At 56.7% G+C, this 14,593-nt stretch carries 16 protein-coding genes and 1 pseudogene; 6 read left to right on the top strand and 11 right to left on the bottom strand.

Annotation, left to right across the window (positions count from 1 at the left end; all coding sequences use genetic code 11):
• Nucleotides 1-151 precede the first annotated feature (151 nt).
• The 4 genes and pseudogenes from PKC29_00540 to PKC29_00555 form a co-directional block, all read right to left on the bottom strand.
• Nucleotides 152-2,155: an amylo-alpha-1,6-glucosidase gene (locus PKC29_00540; GenBank protein ID HML93900.1), complete on the bottom strand. Its 2,004-nt coding sequence runs from the start codon at nucleotides 2,153-2,155 to the stop codon at nucleotides 152-154.
• 109 nt (nucleotides 2,156-2,264) lie between these two features.
• Nucleotides 2,265-2,735, bottom strand: a pseudogene (gene msrB / locus PKC29_00545) (peptide-methionine (R)-S-oxide reductase MsrB).
• A gap of 306 nt (nucleotides 2,736-3,041) precedes the next feature.
• Nucleotides 3,042-3,821 carry a TIGR00730 family Rossman fold protein gene (locus tag PKC29_00550; protein HML93901.1) on the bottom strand — a complete coding sequence of 260 codons (780 nt, stop codon included), beginning with the start codon at nucleotides 3,819-3,821 and terminating at the stop codon, nucleotides 3,042-3,044.
• A gap of 91 nt (nucleotides 3,822-3,912) precedes the next feature.
• Complete coding sequence (locus tag PKC29_00555) at nucleotides 3,913-5,118, bottom strand: hypothetical protein (protein HML93902.1); 1,206 nt, start codon at nucleotides 5,116-5,118, stop codon at nucleotides 3,913-3,915.
• Nucleotides 5,119-5,740: 622 nt separating this feature from the next.
• On the opposite strand from PKC29_00555, the gene PKC29_00560 reads away from it, so the two are divergent.
• Nucleotides 5,741-6,424 carry a hypothetical protein gene (locus PKC29_00560; protein HML93903.1) on the top strand — a complete coding sequence of 228 codons (684 nt, stop codon included), beginning with the start codon at nucleotides 5,741-5,743 and terminating at the stop codon, nucleotides 6,422-6,424.
• Between the two features lie 382 nt (nucleotides 6,425-6,806).
• On the top strand, nucleotides 6,807-7,016 hold the full coding sequence (locus PKC29_00565; protein HML93904.1) for a cold-shock protein: 210 nt from the start codon (nucleotides 6,807-6,809) through the stop codon (nucleotides 7,014-7,016).
• Nucleotides 7,017-7,115: 99 nt separating this feature from the next.
• Here PKC29_00565 and PKC29_00570 read toward each other — a convergent pair whose 3' ends face one another.
• Complete coding sequence (locus PKC29_00570; protein HML93905.1) at nucleotides 7,116-7,961, bottom strand: DUF2092 domain-containing protein; 846 nt, start codon at nucleotides 7,959-7,961, stop codon at nucleotides 7,116-7,118.
• A 248-nt stretch (nucleotides 7,962-8,209) separates the two neighbouring features.
• Between PKC29_00570 and PKC29_00575 the strand changes: the two genes are divergently transcribed.
• The 3 genes from PKC29_00575 (at nucleotide 8,210) to PKC29_00585 (ending at nucleotide 10,515) form a co-directional block, all read left to right on the top strand.
• Entirely contained in the window at nucleotides 8,210-8,854 is a 645-nt protein-coding gene (locus PKC29_00575; protein ID HML93906.1) for a VTT domain-containing protein, read from the top strand.
• 200 nt (nucleotides 8,855-9,054) lie between these two features.
• On the top strand, nucleotides 9,055-10,296 hold the full coding sequence (locus PKC29_00580; protein HML93907.1) for a hypothetical protein: 1,242 nt from the start codon (nucleotides 9,055-9,057) through the stop codon (nucleotides 10,294-10,296).
• 15 nt (nucleotides 10,297-10,311) lie between these two features.
• Nucleotides 10,312-10,515 (top strand): hypothetical protein, encoded by a 204-nt coding sequence (locus tag PKC29_00585; protein HML93908.1) that lies wholly within the window; start codon nucleotides 10,312-10,314, stop codon nucleotides 10,513-10,515.
• 50 nt (nucleotides 10,516-10,565) lie between these two features.
• Here PKC29_00585 and PKC29_00590 read toward each other — a convergent pair whose 3' ends face one another.
• From PKC29_00590 to PKC29_00615, 6 genes are all read right to left on the bottom strand, one after another.
• The gene (locus PKC29_00590; protein HML93909.1) at nucleotides 10,566-11,270 is read right to left on the bottom strand and encodes a hypothetical protein; all 705 of its coding nucleotides are present in this window, start codon (nucleotides 11,268-11,270) and stop codon (nucleotides 10,566-10,568) included.
• Between the two features lie 94 nt (nucleotides 11,271-11,364).
• On the bottom strand, nucleotides 11,365-11,871 hold the full coding sequence (locus PKC29_00595) for a DinB family protein (protein ID HML93910.1): 507 nt from the start codon (nucleotides 11,869-11,871) through the stop codon (nucleotides 11,365-11,367).
• Between the two features lie 74 nt (nucleotides 11,872-11,945).
• On the bottom strand, nucleotides 11,946-12,293 hold the full coding sequence (locus tag PKC29_00600; GenBank protein HML93911.1) for a hypothetical protein: 348 nt from the start codon (nucleotides 12,291-12,293) through the stop codon (nucleotides 11,946-11,948).
• 83 nt (nucleotides 12,294-12,376) lie between these two features.
• On the bottom strand, nucleotides 12,377-12,679 hold the full coding sequence (locus PKC29_00605; GenBank protein ID HML93912.1) for a hypothetical protein: 303 nt from the start codon (nucleotides 12,677-12,679) through the stop codon (nucleotides 12,377-12,379).
• A gap of 55 nt (nucleotides 12,680-12,734) precedes the next feature.
• A complete protein-coding gene (locus PKC29_00610) occupies nucleotides 12,735-13,382 on the bottom strand; it encodes a hypothetical protein (protein HML93913.1) in 648 nt (215 codons plus the stop codon).
• A gap of 38 nt (nucleotides 13,383-13,420) precedes the next feature.
• On the bottom strand, nucleotides 13,421-13,849 hold the full coding sequence (locus PKC29_00615) for a hypothetical protein (protein HML93914.1): 429 nt from the start codon (nucleotides 13,847-13,849) through the stop codon (nucleotides 13,421-13,423).
• A gap of 103 nt (nucleotides 13,850-13,952) precedes the next feature.
• On the opposite strand from PKC29_00615, the gene PKC29_00620 reads away from it, so the two are divergent.
• Nucleotides 13,953-14,573: an SCO family protein gene (locus tag PKC29_00620; GenBank protein HML93915.1), complete on the top strand. Its 621-nt coding sequence runs from the start codon at nucleotides 13,953-13,955 to the stop codon at nucleotides 14,571-14,573.
• Nucleotides 14,574-14,593: the final 20 nt, after the last annotated feature.

Genomic DNA, 14,593 nt, shown 5'->3' on the forward strand with positions numbered 1-14,593 from the left:
TCCGGGCGCTTATGGCAACTGCCCTGCGCGCTTTGGCCGCGGCATCGGTAAGTCACCGGGGAATTGTATACGCGCATATACGGATTTCAAGGCGTTTGCGAAACAAAAACGAGGCGGGGGTTGCGATGAGCTTTTCCGGGAGGCGAAGGTTTTATCTGTTTTTGCCGCGCGACGATTTATCTATTTCGGCCAGGGCTCTCAATATCTCTCCGACGGTCCAGGCCTGTGCTATGCAGCCCCTCGGCTTCATCGGTGGGTCGCCGTCGAATATCTCGCTCATTGTCCCGACGCCCGCGGCCCTCATATGATCGAGCATCGGCCGGAGAAACCCTTTCGCTTTACCGGCGTCCCCGTACACCTTCATATGCGCGAGCGCAAACGGGCCTATGAGCCAGCCCCATACGGTGCCCTGGTGATACGCTCCGTCACGGCTCGACTGGTCGCCGCCGTAAACGCCCTTGTAGCCGGGGCTTTCGGGTGAAAGGCTCCGGAGGCCGTGGGACGTGAGGAGCTTCTCCGCGCACGCATCGACGACTTTCTTCCGCCGTTCGGCGTCGAGCGGGCTTGCCGAAAGAGATACCGCAAATATCTGGTTGGGCCTGAGCGCCGGGTCGTTCCCCTGCGGGCCGTCCACGACGTCGAAGCAGTAGCCCCTGTCTTCGTTCCAGAAACGCTCGAAGCCCGTGAGGGCGAGGTCCGCGGCCGAGTCGAACTTCGCGGTCGGCTTCCCGATAATATGGGCGAATTCCGACATCGAGCGAAGCGCGCTGTACCAGAGGGCGTTTACCTCCACCGGCTTTCCCATGCGGGGTGTTATGACCCTGCCGCCGACCCTGGCGTCCATCCACGTGAGCTGTACGCCCTCCTCCCCCGCGTAAAGGAGGCCGTCGTTCGGGTCGGCCTTTATGCCGTAACGAGTGCCCCTGGTATAGGAGTCGATTATCCCTTCGAGGGCGGGGAATATCGCGGTGATGAATTCCTCGTCGCGGGTGTCGCCGAAGTAGGCGCGCACCGCCTCGAAGTACCACAGCGCCGCGTCCACGGTGTTGTATTCCGGCGCCTGTCCGGCGTCGGGGAAGCGGTTGGGGAGCATGCCCTCGCTTATGAAGCCGGCGAACGTCTCGAGGATGTCCCTCGCTACCTCGGGCCGGCCGGTCGTGAGCGTGAGGCCCGGCAGGCTAACCATCGTGTCCCTTCCCCAGTCGCCGAACCAGTGGTACCCGGCTATGACCGTGCTCCCGGGTTTTTCTGCCCGGCCGGGCCTCGCCACTATGAACTGGTCCGCCGAAAGCGCCAGGCGCTCTACTAGAGCGGAGTCCGCGCCGGGGCCGATAGACGCCTTCCGCCTGAATTTTTGAAGTATGGTTTCCTCGTACGCCTTTCGTCCGGCCAGGCTCCCGGCCCCGTCGATTTCCTCCGGGGCGGCGGTCGAGGCGACGACCGTGAGTGATTCGCCCTCTGTCAGTGTGCGGCTCATCTCCGCGGCGAGGAGGTGGTCTTCCGACGAGCCGAGCCCCCTGTACTTTTCCAGAGAAAGACCGAATCCATAGTACCACTGGTTATATATTTCGACGTCGGCTTTGTCGGCGAGGACGTAATAGGGGGCCGCCCCCTCGTACGCCTTGACGGATATTCCGCCCTCGACGGGGCCGACGTCCATCTTCCAGCCACCGGCGCTCGTCGAGCCGTGGTAGTCCCTGTAATTGACGAATACCTTAATGCCGAGGACGAGAGGCTTAGATGCCCGGAGGAGCTTATATCGTATGTAAGTCGTGTCCGCTCCCTGCTCCATCCAGACGCGCTTTTCGAGTATGGCGTCGGCGATAGCGTAGTTCCATACGGGGATTCCGCCGTCGAGATAAAAGCTTTCTATGTGGATGTAGCCCCTGGGGTCCACCGCGCCGTCCGCCCACCTGTTGGAAGAGAGCGCGACGGACGCGCCTCCGTATTCGGCTATCTCGTCGAGCTTGGCGACGAGGAGGTACCTCCCGACGGGAGGATCGAGTGCGGCGACAAGAAGTCCGTGGTATCTTCTCGTCAGAATGCCGGCGACCGTCCCCGAAGCGTATCCGCCACTGCCGTTGGTGACGAGCCATTCGAGCGCTTCGGCCGATTCCTCAACGCAGCATATTCCTCTTCCGAATCTAAACGGCAAGTGGGCTCTCCGGGTTTCCGATCGCGGTGCGCACGCCGGGCTTAACCGTCAGGCGCACGTTCGATATCACACTTTACCTTAAAATCGGGGTGGAGATAATAGGGCCGGGTTAAGGATGGCCGCCGGCGTTGGAGTACGTCTCCCCTTCGAAGAGAACCTTATACTGCCCGTAGCCTTCCTTCTCCAGGTCTTCTTTTGGAATGAACCTGAGCGACGCCGAGTTTATGCAGTACCTTAGCCCCGTCGGGTCGGGGCCGTCGTTAAAGACGTGGCCGAGGTGTGAGTCCCCGTTCCTGCTCCTGACCTCCGTCCGCGTCATGAAGAGGCTGTCGTCCTCGACCTCCACCACATTCGCCCCTTCGAGGGGCTTCCAGAAGCTCGGCCAGCCTGTCCCGGAATCGAACTTTTCGCGCGAGCTGAAGAGCGGCTCGCCGGACACTATATCGACGTATATGCCTTCCTTCTTGTTGTCCCAGTACTCGTTCGAAAACGGCCTTTCGGTCCCTTCCTTCTGGGTCACTTTATATTGTAGAGGGGTCAGTGTTTTCTTCAGCTCTTCGTCCGAGGGCTTTTGGTATTCGCCTGTGGCTGGATTCTTCACGCTAACCTCTCCGGCGTTGGTATCAGCCGCCTTGGGCTGCCCGCTTCCGTCCGGAGCGGAATAAGACGGCACGGAAATTCCGACCGCGAGAAGTATGGCCAAGAGGAATAATCCGATATAGGAATTCTTTTGCATTTTCGTTTCTCCAATCCCTCGCCCTCAATTACAGGCCGGCGGCTTTGGTACTCACAACATAATAGTATGCCGAATGATTCCGGGAGTTGTAACTGCAAATTAGGGGAGGCGGCGGTCGCAAAGGGCAGGGCGGCTCTCGGACGAGTGCCCTCAGACCTTTTTTTCGAGGAGTATCTTCGAGGGCTTGGGAACCTTCTTCAGCTTGATTCCGTACTTGTCGACTATATGCGTACGTATGTAACCGATCGCTTCGTCCACTGAATCCGTAACTATGAGGTACCCCAGGTCGTCCTCGTCGATGGTTCTTTCTATGATCATGAGGTCGAGAAAATCCATGAGAGGCTTGAAGTAATCCTTCCCGAGGAGGATTATGGGGAAGTTGTATATCTTCTTCGTCTGTATGAGGGTAAGCGTCTCGAAGAGCTCGTCCATCGTGCCCGCGCCACCCGGCAGGACTACGAAGGCGTAGGAATATTTAAGGAGCATGAGCTTTCTCACGAAGAAGTATTTGAAATTTATCATTATGTCGAGGTAGGGATTCGGGTGCTGCTCCATTGGAAGGAGGATGTTGCATCCAATAGAGGTGCCGCCGGCTTCCTTGGCGCCCCTGTTGGCGGCCTCCATTATGCCTCCCCCTCCGCCCGTCATGACGGAGAATCCCATCCCGGCGAGCTCGCCGCCGATCTCGCGTGCAACCTCGTAGGCGGGGTGCCCTTCCTTCGTCCTCGCGGAGCCGAATACCGTCACCGCGGGGCCGGCGAAATGAAGGATCCTGAATCCCCGAATGAACTCCCGCATAACCCTGAGCAGGAAAAAGAGCTCGCTAAGCCGTGAATGCGGCCCTTCTATAAAGACCGCGTCCTCGAACTTCGGATTTGTTTTCTTGGTTTTGTTAAAGAGACCACCGATGCCTTCGAACAATTTCTCCAATCGACCTCTTAGATATAGTGCCCAGTAGAGGCGGCCCGTGTCAATGGAGACATCTCCCGGGCGCTGGCCGAAGCCCGCACCCGGGGACTCGTTAATAAACGCTTGTTTCCGCCGGCCGGCCGGTGGAAATCACGAAATTCTCTATGACGGATTTTGCGTACTTCTTGCCCTCGGCGCTGTTGTAGGCCGTTTCCGAGGTTATGTTGTCCGCGTACTCGAACAGGTACTCGTATACCTTCTTATCTTCGTATTTGTTCCTGAGCCTGAGGGGCTGATTTTCGGCGATCTCTTCGGCCCACACCTCCCTCACGTCGGCCCAGAACGGCGCGGTGCGCTTCCAGTAATCCAGGCCCGCCTGGTAGTCGAACCCCTCTATCAGCTCGTAGCGGTTAAGGCCGGTCTCTTTCGCTACATAAGGGTCCCTGGCCAGCGACTTCCCCGATGCATCGACTACCACCTTGATATTATCCTGCTCGTGCACCCATCCTCCGGGGTTTATCGTGACGCGGTTGACTCCGGAGAGGACGTTGTAGTCGTCTCTCGCCGTAAATTCCCTTCTCGGGAGCGGCCTCCACGTGGGGTTGCTCGTCCACTCGTAGTAGTTCCCGTCGTAGGTCCACTCCCCGATTCCTTCGTACCTCGGCATGTCGTCCACCTGGTATACGGCCTGGGACCACTTGCCCTTCGCTTCGGAGGCCGGGACGGTCACGGTCTTCCATGTGTTGTTGCCCTGGTATTCGAGAAGCTCGGTGTCTTCGTACTTCCAGTCCTGCCGCCAGTGTTTGGAAACCATGGGGCCCTGAACGTTACCGTTCTCGTCCACGACGTACATGACGAGCACGTGCTGGAGGCTGATAAAATCGCCGCTGTCCTCGATCACTTCGACGAACTCCGTCGCCCAGGATTGATATGGTCTCGCGGGTGTGTATCCCGCCCTGAGAGGCACGGTCTCTACAAAATCGAATGTCACCCTGTAGATTCCCTGCATGGCGAGTATCGCCCTTCTGTCCTTTTCGAGCTTATCGATTCCCGGCTCCCGGATCGCGAGCCATCCCGGGCCCGGCGACGTCCGGAGCGTCACGGGGGCGCCTGTCGTTATGCCGCCCCTCGGCTTCGTGGATTCTTCGTCGGCAAAAGACCAGCCGAACGTGTACCGGTGAGGGGCCGGCGAAGAGACGGCCGGCGCCTGAACGGACTCGGGAGAAGATGTCGTGGTTTTGGTTGCCGCGCATCCCCCGAGAACGAGAATAGCGGCCAGGCCTAAAAAGGTCCTGAAACGGTTCCTGAGCTGTGTCATGAGTATACCTCTCTTACTAGATTATAATGGATTTGACCGGGTTCCGTATGTGTGATATTTGCCCGATTCTTATCTCTTTTCCCGGGAAATCCTACCTAATTGTTTATAAAAGGCCAGGGATTATTGATAATGAGACTGATAATCTATATCATGTATTTCCATGTTTGAACTGCCGGGCAAAATCCCGTCTTTATGTGTATAGCCACTCTAACCTGGGGGGTGGGCTATTATCGTTCCCCCTCTTGGCAAAGGTACTTTATATCTTCTAATGTATCGAAATTATTGTAGATAGTTACGAACGGTATCATGTACCTGCGCGCTCATTGCATGTATATGCAATTACCCTTGAAGAAGATAACGCCCGGATGATGTGAGCCGCATCCATACAGTGTTTATACGCCAGGGCTAATTTTACGGATAATCTCGCTTTGCTTCTATCTGTGAAGGGAGGGCGTAAGCCCCCGGAAAGAAATTTCGTGCAGCCATGCTTCCAGATTGATCCCCGAGGTTACGGACGGGAGACAAACGGAACCGGCGTGCGATAACACTAAATAATTAAATGCACTATAATTTGAGGTGCGGGGGATGTTCCGGTCAGCATAAAATCAGGAGGAAATTAGACGTGAGAGCTGGAAGATTCGTATTTGCTTTAATCGTTTTATTAACGGCTGTAACAGTGTTCGATGCGGATTACTCTCGGGCAGAGGTGATCTGCGCCAACAAGAGAACGGGCGACCTGAAGCTAAGGCCCGACAAATGTATGAGGAACGAGAACGAGGTTGATCTCGGCGACATCGAGCAGTTCCCCGGCCTTACCCCGGCGAGATGGAGCTGGCTCGGAGAAGACGGGGGCACGTACTGGTACGTCCCTCCGGTGAACCTGCCCGCCGTAATGTGGAACACGTCGGACCCGGCCAATTATTCCCCTGTGAGCGACCAAACTGTATGGCATATAGAGAGCTACGCCGACGGCTATTTCTTCGGCACCGTCGTGGCGCAGTTCGGCATAACTCCCCCGGCATGTCAGTATCTGATAGGATCGGTCACACCTGACGGCAATGTCTTTATTTCTTTTAACCCGCTACAGGCTTCGTCCGAAGACACTGTAACGCTCACCACAGGCACGGGCAAGATGGCGTTTAAGGACGGCGAGTGGACCTTCCTCATGCAGATGGCGTCGGGGAGCTCTTCGGCGCAGATAACGCATTGGGCCTACATGCTCGAATGCACGCCGGACGAGGAATGCTGGGCGAACCTTCCCGGGGTGGAAAAGGGCATAGAGGAATTCCTGTCGAATTGCGAGTGAGGCGGATTCCCGCGCTTATCGGGCGTAACGGTGCGCCTTTTCCTGACCGTGAATTCCCTTGCCCGAAAGGGGGAAGGGGCCGGGCGCTTGCAAGCCTCTTGGATTAACCACCGGGACCGATGCATTTTTGCGGCATAGGTGCGAAACCATCCACGGCGGCGGCATGTGCATGTGCATGCGCCTGTATAAAGGCCCGTCTATACAGGGCATTTATCCGGTTTTGTAATTTATTAATGCAGGTTGACGCCGCTCTTGAAACGCGCTAAACTATTGGTAAGGTTGCAGTAGTGCAGTTCTTGTCTATTCTAGGATCTTTAATCTTTACCTGAAAGTGATTTTGAACCACTAGCACAACCCAATTTAAAACAGGAGGTAGCCAGACATGTCAGAACGTAAAATTGGCACTGTAAAGTGGTTCAATTCTACTAAAGGTTTCGGCTTTATTGAGCTTGAAAACGAAAAAGACGTTTTCGTTCACTACAGCGAAATCAAGGCGACCGGCTTTCGTTCACTCGAAGAAGGCCAGCGCGTAGAGTTCACGGTCGTGAACGGGCAGAAAGGCCCGCAGGCTCAGGACGTAGTACTAGCCTAACGACAACGAAAACAATTGCGGCGCGCCGGAACTCCGGTGCGCCGCTTTTTTTTGCCTTTAGATTCCTTCCTTCTTATTCCCGGCTTTCAATCAAGAATTCTACTGAAAGGCCCTTATGCTTATTCCCGCAAATTCGGGTCTCCCGGTTATTTGCAAAAACTCGCCCGGGCTGCTCATTTTGGGAATGTCGGGCTTGTACGCCGCGTCGCGGATTGTTTTATCGGCCACCCAGTCCTTTATGAGGGCTATGAACTGCGGCGATTCCGGGCGGTTCTTGTAAGTTATAACGAGCTTTCGCGGAACGGGGCGATTTCCGTCCTCGATCCAGATCTGCCAGTCTATGTCGTTCCCCCGGAATATAAGATGGCGGCACATTGCGCCCGACACGCGGCTGGGCCCGAGGCTCCTCCCGCTGGTCACGTTCTTCGTCAGCGTCTTGAACGTATTTATGAACAGGAGCTCGCTCAGCACGGGGTCGAAGGCGTATTCGTCGGACAGCTTGTTAAGGGCCTGGTCCACGGTCCCGGGCAGTGTGGCCGTGGCGTAGTCGTTCTCGGGGATTTCCAGTATCGTCGCCTGCCCGGCGGTATACCAGAGTTTATAGCCGCCCCTTTCCGTGATGTAGCTTATGGCGAATTTGTTCGGCTTCGTAAGGTACGCCACCGCTTCGGCGCCGTACTGTACCTTCTGTCCCGAGCCGAGCACCTCGTTGTACATGATGTCGGCCTTAAACGAGTAATCCGAGCGGCTGCCGAGATAGTTGCTCATCGACTGCAGAACCGCGGCGGCTTCGGAGTCCAGGTTGGCGCTGGCCTCGTACTGGGCCGAGGCTGTCCGTATGCCGAAGCCGGAAACGAGAACGACAGCGAGAACGACTATGTTGAAGAATACTCTCCCGCCCCGGGTGTAGAGCCGGAAAAGCGCCGGGTCAAATTGTGTACTCATGGATTTCCCTCCTTTTGATGTACGGGCCGGTCGGTAACGACGTTAGTACAACCCCCCTTGATTCTGGAATATAGCATATTCCCGGGAAAACGGCACGAGTCTTTCCGGACGGTTCCCGGCGGCGTATTCGGCCGGCCCGATCGGCGGGCTTTTCTCGCGGCGTTTCCGCGCGCCGGACCCGTTATTGCCTCTCCATATAAATATGATGTACTATTCGGATAAATCTGTTATAAATTGATAGCAGGCATATGCCATTTTTCGATATAAGTCTCGTTACGCTGATACAGACCGCCGGCTACCTCGGTCTCTTCGTGATAATATTCGCCGAGTCCGGGCTTTTCGTGGGATTCTTCCTGCCGGGCGATTCGCTCCTTTTCACGGCCGGGTTCCTGGCGTCGCAGGGATACTTCGACATAACCGTTTTGATAGTCTTATGCTTCGCGGCGGCCGTGCTCGGGGACAACTTCGGCTACGCGTTCGGGAAGAAAGTAGGTCCCGCGATATTCAAAAAAGAGGACTCGCTCTTCTTTCACAAGAAGCATCTCGTCCGTGCACAGGAATATTACGCGAGGTACGGCGGCAAAACCATCATACTGGCCCGCTTCATTCCCGTCGTCCGCACGTTCGCCCCCATACTGGCAGGCGTGGGCAGGATGCACTACAGGACCTTTTTCGTATATAACATCATCGGCGCTGTTCTGTGGGCGATAGGACTTACCGCTCTCGGCTACTATCTGGGCTCGGCCGTTCCGAATATAGACAAGTATCTCCTGCCTATAATAGCCGCGATTATAATCGTTTCGATCCTGCCGGCCGTCGTTCAAATCGTAAGGGACGGTACACTGAAAGAGATAATCGCCGCTCTCGGGAAAAAGAAAAAGACCGGCGTATAGGAACCCCAGGGTTAAAACTTGATTTTCCGCTGACAGCCCGATCTCCCCTATTTTCAGTACTTTATGGAATAGACAATGATTCCGGCCAATTAATATATTGACTGAACGGTAAAAGAGTCAGATACTTGGGGATATCCACACGGTTCTGTAGTAGAAAATCGGACACGACTTTCACTGAAGGCAAACGAGGAGGCATTATCATGAAACGTTATGCTCTATCTCTCGCGACGGTTTTATTCTCCCTGGCCGGATTCGCCGGGCCGTCTTACGGCGGATTCGCTTTTGTGCCGAACGATATGATGACGACGCCGTTCGGGCCGGCGTACGCCGACATTATTCTTAGTCCGGCAAACTTTCTTCCCTGCGAGGGCGGCCCGTACGCGCTCTGTTACTACTCCGGCCCCGAGCCGTTCACGTGCGAGACGACCGAGGACGGGAAATTCGCTAACTGCGAGTGCTTCGAGCTTCCTTACGGAAAATATTTCGTCGATATTAACGCGATCCAGAATGTCGATGTCTACCTCGAAACCGTCGACGTCTGCGGCGCCGACGGGAGCGGCTGCCAGGCGACTAACTCGGCGCCTGTTTGCGGTTACATCAACACGGGAACATTCCTGCCGAATACCGACATGATTTCGACGTTCAGCTTCGCTTGCGTGCCTGAAGAGGGCATAGGTCAGACGAACTGCGCGCAGTCGCCGTATGCCGGGTGCATGACCGCGCCCTGTACGAGAACGAGTGAGGATGGGGTAGTCAACTGCCTGTGCCCGACGTACGACGGCCCGTTCCAGGTAGGTCTCAATAACCAGGCCTGCACGCTGGGCGACGATCTCGTGTGGTCGGCGGCGTATAATCCGAACGTTACGGGGACTACCCCGGTCCCCCCGCCCGGGGGCTGCATCCCGGACGCCCCCGAGTCTCTCGGCGGGTGCCCGCTGATTACGCCCGACGTACCGCAGCCGCCGCCGGACGTAGACTGCTCCGAGGTTTGCAGCGAGTACCAAAGCTGCCGGGGGGCGAACGGCGTCGAGGTCGGGTATGCGTGCGACGCGACGCTCTGCACCTCTCGGTGTAACGACGGGGAGCTCGTAGGTGAAGCGTGCTCGGGGCTAAGCGGATGCGAAATATCGGAAATAGCAAAGCTCGAAACGGAGGTCGGCTGCAGCTGCTGCGCGAGCCAGATATGCGGCTGCGAAGCCAATACCGAAACCGAGCACGTGGTGTTCGCCCTTAACCAGCGTCAGAGAGACCTCGGCATCACGCCTCAGTGCGACGTGAACGGGACGCTCTGCGGGGAGAGCAGGGGGACCGGGGGCGGCGCGGGATGCGCCGTTGCCGGCCCGGGCGGAAAGGCCGACTTCTCGCTCTATCTCCTGGTCACGGGGCTCGTAATGGCGGGCATCCTTCTCAGGAGGTTTCGGGTTAAGGCAAGCCGGCGTTAATACGGGAGGCTTCAGATGAAGAAAGTATTGTTTGCGCTCGTAATCGCCGCGGCGCTTGGTTCCGTGGGGTTTTACCTCGGGACCAAACCCGTCGTGTGCGACGACTGTAACCAGGGAAAGAAGTGTAACACGTCCTACGACTGCGGCGAGATAGGCGTCTGCTACTGCCAGCCTACATACGAGGAAGAGGATGGCATGGGGACGTGCTATTTCGAATGAACGGGGGGCTCCGAGGCAGCTCGCCGACGCCGGGGTTTAAATGCCGGCCCCTACGGCTGTTTGCATCCTTTTGAGAGCTCGTCCACCTCGGCGGCGAATCCCCTCAATGCAGGGGGGACGTCTATCCCGAACAGCATTACGTCTACGGGGTCCAGGTCCTGCTGGTAGGCGTTGAACGTATCCCCGCTCGCGTATACGAGCGTGCTCCCCGAGGGATCGAATCCCTGTATGGGCCTGTTCGAGGGCCTCACGTATGCGACGAAGGATTTGTCATTCTCCGCACTTTTTTCGCCCACTTCACCCGCGCCCGAGTCGGCGGCGCTCAGCTGGAGCTGGTCTCCGAGAACCGATTTTACGCCTGCTTTGCCCGTAACGAATATGAGCACGCCGCCCTCGCTTTCGCTGAAAGATTCGACGTTGGTTATTTGGTAGAAAAGCGGCGGCCCCGGTTTGCGTGTTCCCTGGATGCGGCAAGTTAGAAGACCGGTCCCCGCGAAATCGTCCCTCCCGGCGACAGGCGCGATCGACGGGATGACTATAAAACAGCTCGACTTGCAAACGAGCTCTTTCGGAATGGATTTTGCGGGATCTGTTTCGGCGTCGGCTATTATGCCGTTTAAGAAGGCGGACGCGTCGCCGGATATTTTCTGAACGGTGGTCTTTACGTTAAACCCTTCTGTCTGGGCGCCCGACGGCAGCGCCGCGGTGAAGATTATGAGCACTGCGGGGATAATAACGTTCAGCGGACGTTTCATGTGCACGCTCTCCTGACATCTTTTATGACCCGTTAACTTATTTGAAAAAAATTAAGAGCCCGTTAAGCGGGTGTTAAAAAGCGATTTGCGTCCGTCACTTAGCCTGAAGGCAGGGGAGCCACGGGACGTCCGTCGTTCCCGGATCGACGCCTAGCTGCTTCATGAGCGTCGTTATCTGCCCCCTGTGGTGCGTCTGGTGGTTGAAGAGGTTCACCACGAGCGTCCATCTCGGGAGCTTTCTTTCCTTTTTGTCGACGTTACTGACGTACGAGTATTCAGCGCTTAGGTATTCGGGCGTCAGCGCGCGGGCCCAGTCGAGTATTTCGTCGTCCAGCTTCTCCTGCGCCGCTCTCAGCTCGCCGAAATCGTCGAAGAAATCGACGCCTATTTGCCGGGGAGTGTATGTGTCGTCTCTTAGCCTTTCGATCCATGAGATGTCGCCATAGTAAATGTGGTTAAGGGTGCCGTGAATCGATTTGAAGAAAGCCCCCATGTCCTTTTTCCTGTCGGCGTCCGGGATGGCGGCGCACTTTTCGTATATCTTGCCGTCCATCCATTTATTGTATTCGGCCATAAGCTCGTAGTAATTTCGGGGAAACAACGGCGCCTCCTTTGAAATCCGTAACGAAATCCCCGGCCCGTAATGAAAGGGCCGGTTATCCCGGTTATCGTAGTTTACAGCAGATGATATATAAGCATGAAGATATACTTCAGGTTCTTGACCTTGTCCCTGACTTCGTGCGTGTCGCTCATGGTGCGCACCTGTAGCTCCAAAAAGCTGTTGTAGTGCGTGGCGACGATGTGGAATTCCTCGAAGGTTACCTTGATCGGATCGTAAATCATTATGGGGCGGACGTTGGCCCTCGCGCTTTCAATCACGAGCTCGTCTCCGTCTATCGTGGTCAGGAACCAGCGCTCGGAATCCGGGAGAGGAAGCTCCATGCCGGAGCCTACCTTGGACCTGAGAAGCTCCCATTCCTGCTTTTTATCGTCCGAGAAGTCGATCTTTCTGTCGAATAGCATGAACCCATGCCTCCTTGTGCGGTTTGTCGTGTAGTGAGAATTTAACACGTTTTAAAGAAACATTCTAATTCCGGGCGGGTGCGTCATTCGGCGGCCGGATAATCGTCGGTGACGTCTTCCGGCGGTGCGATACCCGGCTCCGAATCGTCGGGGCCGAGGCCGTCCTCGAACGGGTCCGTGATCTCCGCCCCCGGGTCGGGATCTTCGAAGAGAGGGTCCGGGTTGCCGGCGTCCGGCATGGGGGGAGCTATGTCCGTATCGTCGTACTGGACGAGCGGCTTTTCTCCAGCGGGGGAAGGCCGGGCGGGTATAACCGCCGCCGCGCCGGCGAAGAGCAGCAGAAGAAGGGCGTGGAAAACGGATTTTATTATTCGTTCCTTATGCATTTCGGCTCCCTTGTATTTTGCGGTATGAAAATCTGTCCGGCTCTTGATGCGCCCACTATCTGGCCAGCGGCTCCGGCATCTTCACGACGGGGCTCGGCATCCTGACGACGGGGTTCTGCTGCGGAACGACGGGCGCGGGCCTCTGTACGAGAGGGTAGGGTTTGTTAACGAGCGGGTTCGGCCTCCCTACCAGCGGAGCCGGCCGCCTCACGAGGGGATCTTCCTGCGCGACCAGGGGGTCCGGCATATCGACCAGCGGACGCTCCTGCGTTACCAGAGGGTAGGGGCGCCGTAGCGGATATTCAGGGCTTTCTACGAGCGGGTCTTCCTGCTCTACGAGAAAAGCGGAGTCGTCGGTGTAATAACTCTCCTCGTCGTATTCGTCCCATCCCGCGTCCGGATAGTATTGGCCTTCGTCCTCGCCTTCTTCGTACGGGTCCATGGTGTAGGGCTCCGTTTCATCTATCGGGGGATCGGGATCGTCGATAACGCTGTCGGGCGAAAGGGCGTCGTCCTGTATGTCCCCGGGGCCCGGCGCCTCTGGCGTATCGGGCGCGGGCGGCGGGGCTATGTCCTCCGGGTCGTACTGCGCCGTCTCGTAGTATTCCGAAGCCTGCCGGCCCTCTTCAGCCATACCGGGCGGGACTGTCAGCCCGAGGGCCACGAGGATAAGTAATGCGGTGAATATTATTGTCGGTTTCATATTTTTTCTCCGCCGGGAAGGGGTTCTGCCCCCCGGTATCAATCCTTTACGGCAGTCGCCGATATGACCACTACGTCGCTCAGTTTATAGCTTTGCTCCCCGGCGCCGACCGTCATACCGCCCTTAAGGTACGTCGCCTTGCTCTTCGGCGGAAGGGTTACGGGCAGCGTCGTCGTGCTGGTCGCGATTATCCCCGCTACCGGGGCGGGATAGGACGTGTAAAGGAGCTTTACCCGCACGTCCCTGTACGTGACGTCCGAGTTGTTCTCTATGGTCACCGAGCTCAGTATCGCCACGCGCGCGGCCGTATAGAAAGACCAGTCCGTAACCTTGATGAACCACTCGGGGTGGAGCACCTGATTGCTGTTGTATTCGAAGGCGTCCTGGGCGTGGGCATCCCGCCCCATGTAACTAAACGCCACTAGAAGTAACAGGGCCGTAAAGACTCCGGCGCTTAAACGCTTCATGGAGATAAGTTTAATATAAAAGCTCTCCCGGTACTACTGTTAAATCGCACTCCATACGGGGCCGCATTCGCTGTTATAATTATCTCGCGACGCCGCGCATTCGATGAAGAAAAACCTCTTGATAACGACACTGCTTCTTGCCGCCGCCTCGGGATGGGGGCTCTTCGCATACTACTACACGAAGCCCGGCGGCGGACAGTATTTCGGCAAGGTTTACCACCGCCCGGCGCCCGACTTTTCGCTCGTCGATCACAACGGCGATAACATCAGCCTCGACAGGTTCAGGGACAAGATCGTCCTCATTGCGTGGGGGTATACCAACTGCCCCGACGTCTGTCCCACTACCCTCGCCATGCTGTCCGGGGTGCTGGATGGCCTCGGCGAAGATGCGGACGGCGTCCAGGTGCTCTTCGTGACGGTCGATCCGGAAAGGGACACCCCCGAAAGGCTCAAGTCTTACGTCCCCTTTTTCAACGAGAAATTTATCGGCGTCACCGGGACGAGGGCCGATATAGACAAGATCGCTTCGGACTACGGCGTCACCATCGTGAAGCACGAGGCGGTCTACGGGAGGGGGGAGCACGACACCTGGGACCGCTACCTCATGACCCATACGAATACCGTCTATCTGGTGGACAGGGACGGCAATCTCCGCCTGACATATCCGCACTACAAACTCGACGCCGGGGGTATTACATCCGACATAAAAAAACTATTGCAGTAGCATGAAAAAGAATCTACAAT

This window comes from Thermodesulfobacteriota bacterium, from assembly GCA_035325995.1.
Taxonomy (GTDB): Bacteria; Desulfobacterota_D; UBA1144; order Nemesobacterales; family UBA2774; genus JADLGH01.

Excerpts from the sequence above, each read along its gene's own strand:
- PKC29_00555 (HML93902.1), bottom strand. The coding sequence starts at position 5,118 with ATGACACAGCTCAGGAACCGTTTCAGGACCTTTTTAGGCCTGGCCGCT.
- PKC29_00565 (HML93904.1), top strand. The coding sequence starts at position 6,807 with ATGTCAGAACGTAAAATTGGCACTGTAAAGTGGTTCAATTCTACTAAA.
- PKC29_00570 (HML93905.1), bottom strand. The coding sequence starts at position 7,961 with ATGAGTACACAATTTGACCCGGCGCTTTTCCGGCTCTACACCCGGGGC.
- PKC29_00575 (HML93906.1), top strand. The coding sequence starts at position 8,210 with ATGCCATTTTTCGATATAAGTCTCGTTACGCTGATACAGACCGCCGGC.
- PKC29_00580 (HML93907.1), top strand. The coding sequence starts at position 9,055 with ATGAAACGTTATGCTCTATCTCTCGCGACGGTTTTATTCTCCCTGGCC.
- PKC29_00585 (HML93908.1), top strand. The coding sequence starts at position 10,312 with ATGAAGAAAGTATTGTTTGCGCTCGTAATCGCCGCGGCGCTTGGTTCC.
- PKC29_00590 (HML93909.1), bottom strand. The coding sequence starts at position 11,270 with ATGAAACGTCCGCTGAACGTTATTATCCCCGCAGTGCTCATAATCTTC.
- PKC29_00600 (HML93911.1), bottom strand. The coding sequence starts at position 12,293 with ATGCTATTCGACAGAAAGATCGACTTCTCGGACGATAAAAAGCAGGAA.
- PKC29_00605 (HML93912.1), bottom strand. The coding sequence starts at position 12,679 with ATGCATAAGGAACGAATAATAAAATCCGTTTTCCACGCCCTTCTTCTG.
- PKC29_00610 (HML93913.1), bottom strand. The coding sequence starts at position 13,382 with ATGAAACCGACAATAATATTCACCGCATTACTTATCCTCGTGGCCCTC.
- PKC29_00615 (HML93914.1), bottom strand. The coding sequence starts at position 13,849 with ATGAAGCGTTTAAGCGCCGGAGTCTTTACGGCCCTGTTACTTCTAGTG.
- PKC29_00620 (HML93915.1), top strand. The coding sequence starts at position 13,953 with ATGAAGAAAAACCTCTTGATAACGACACTGCTTCTTGCCGCCGCCTCG.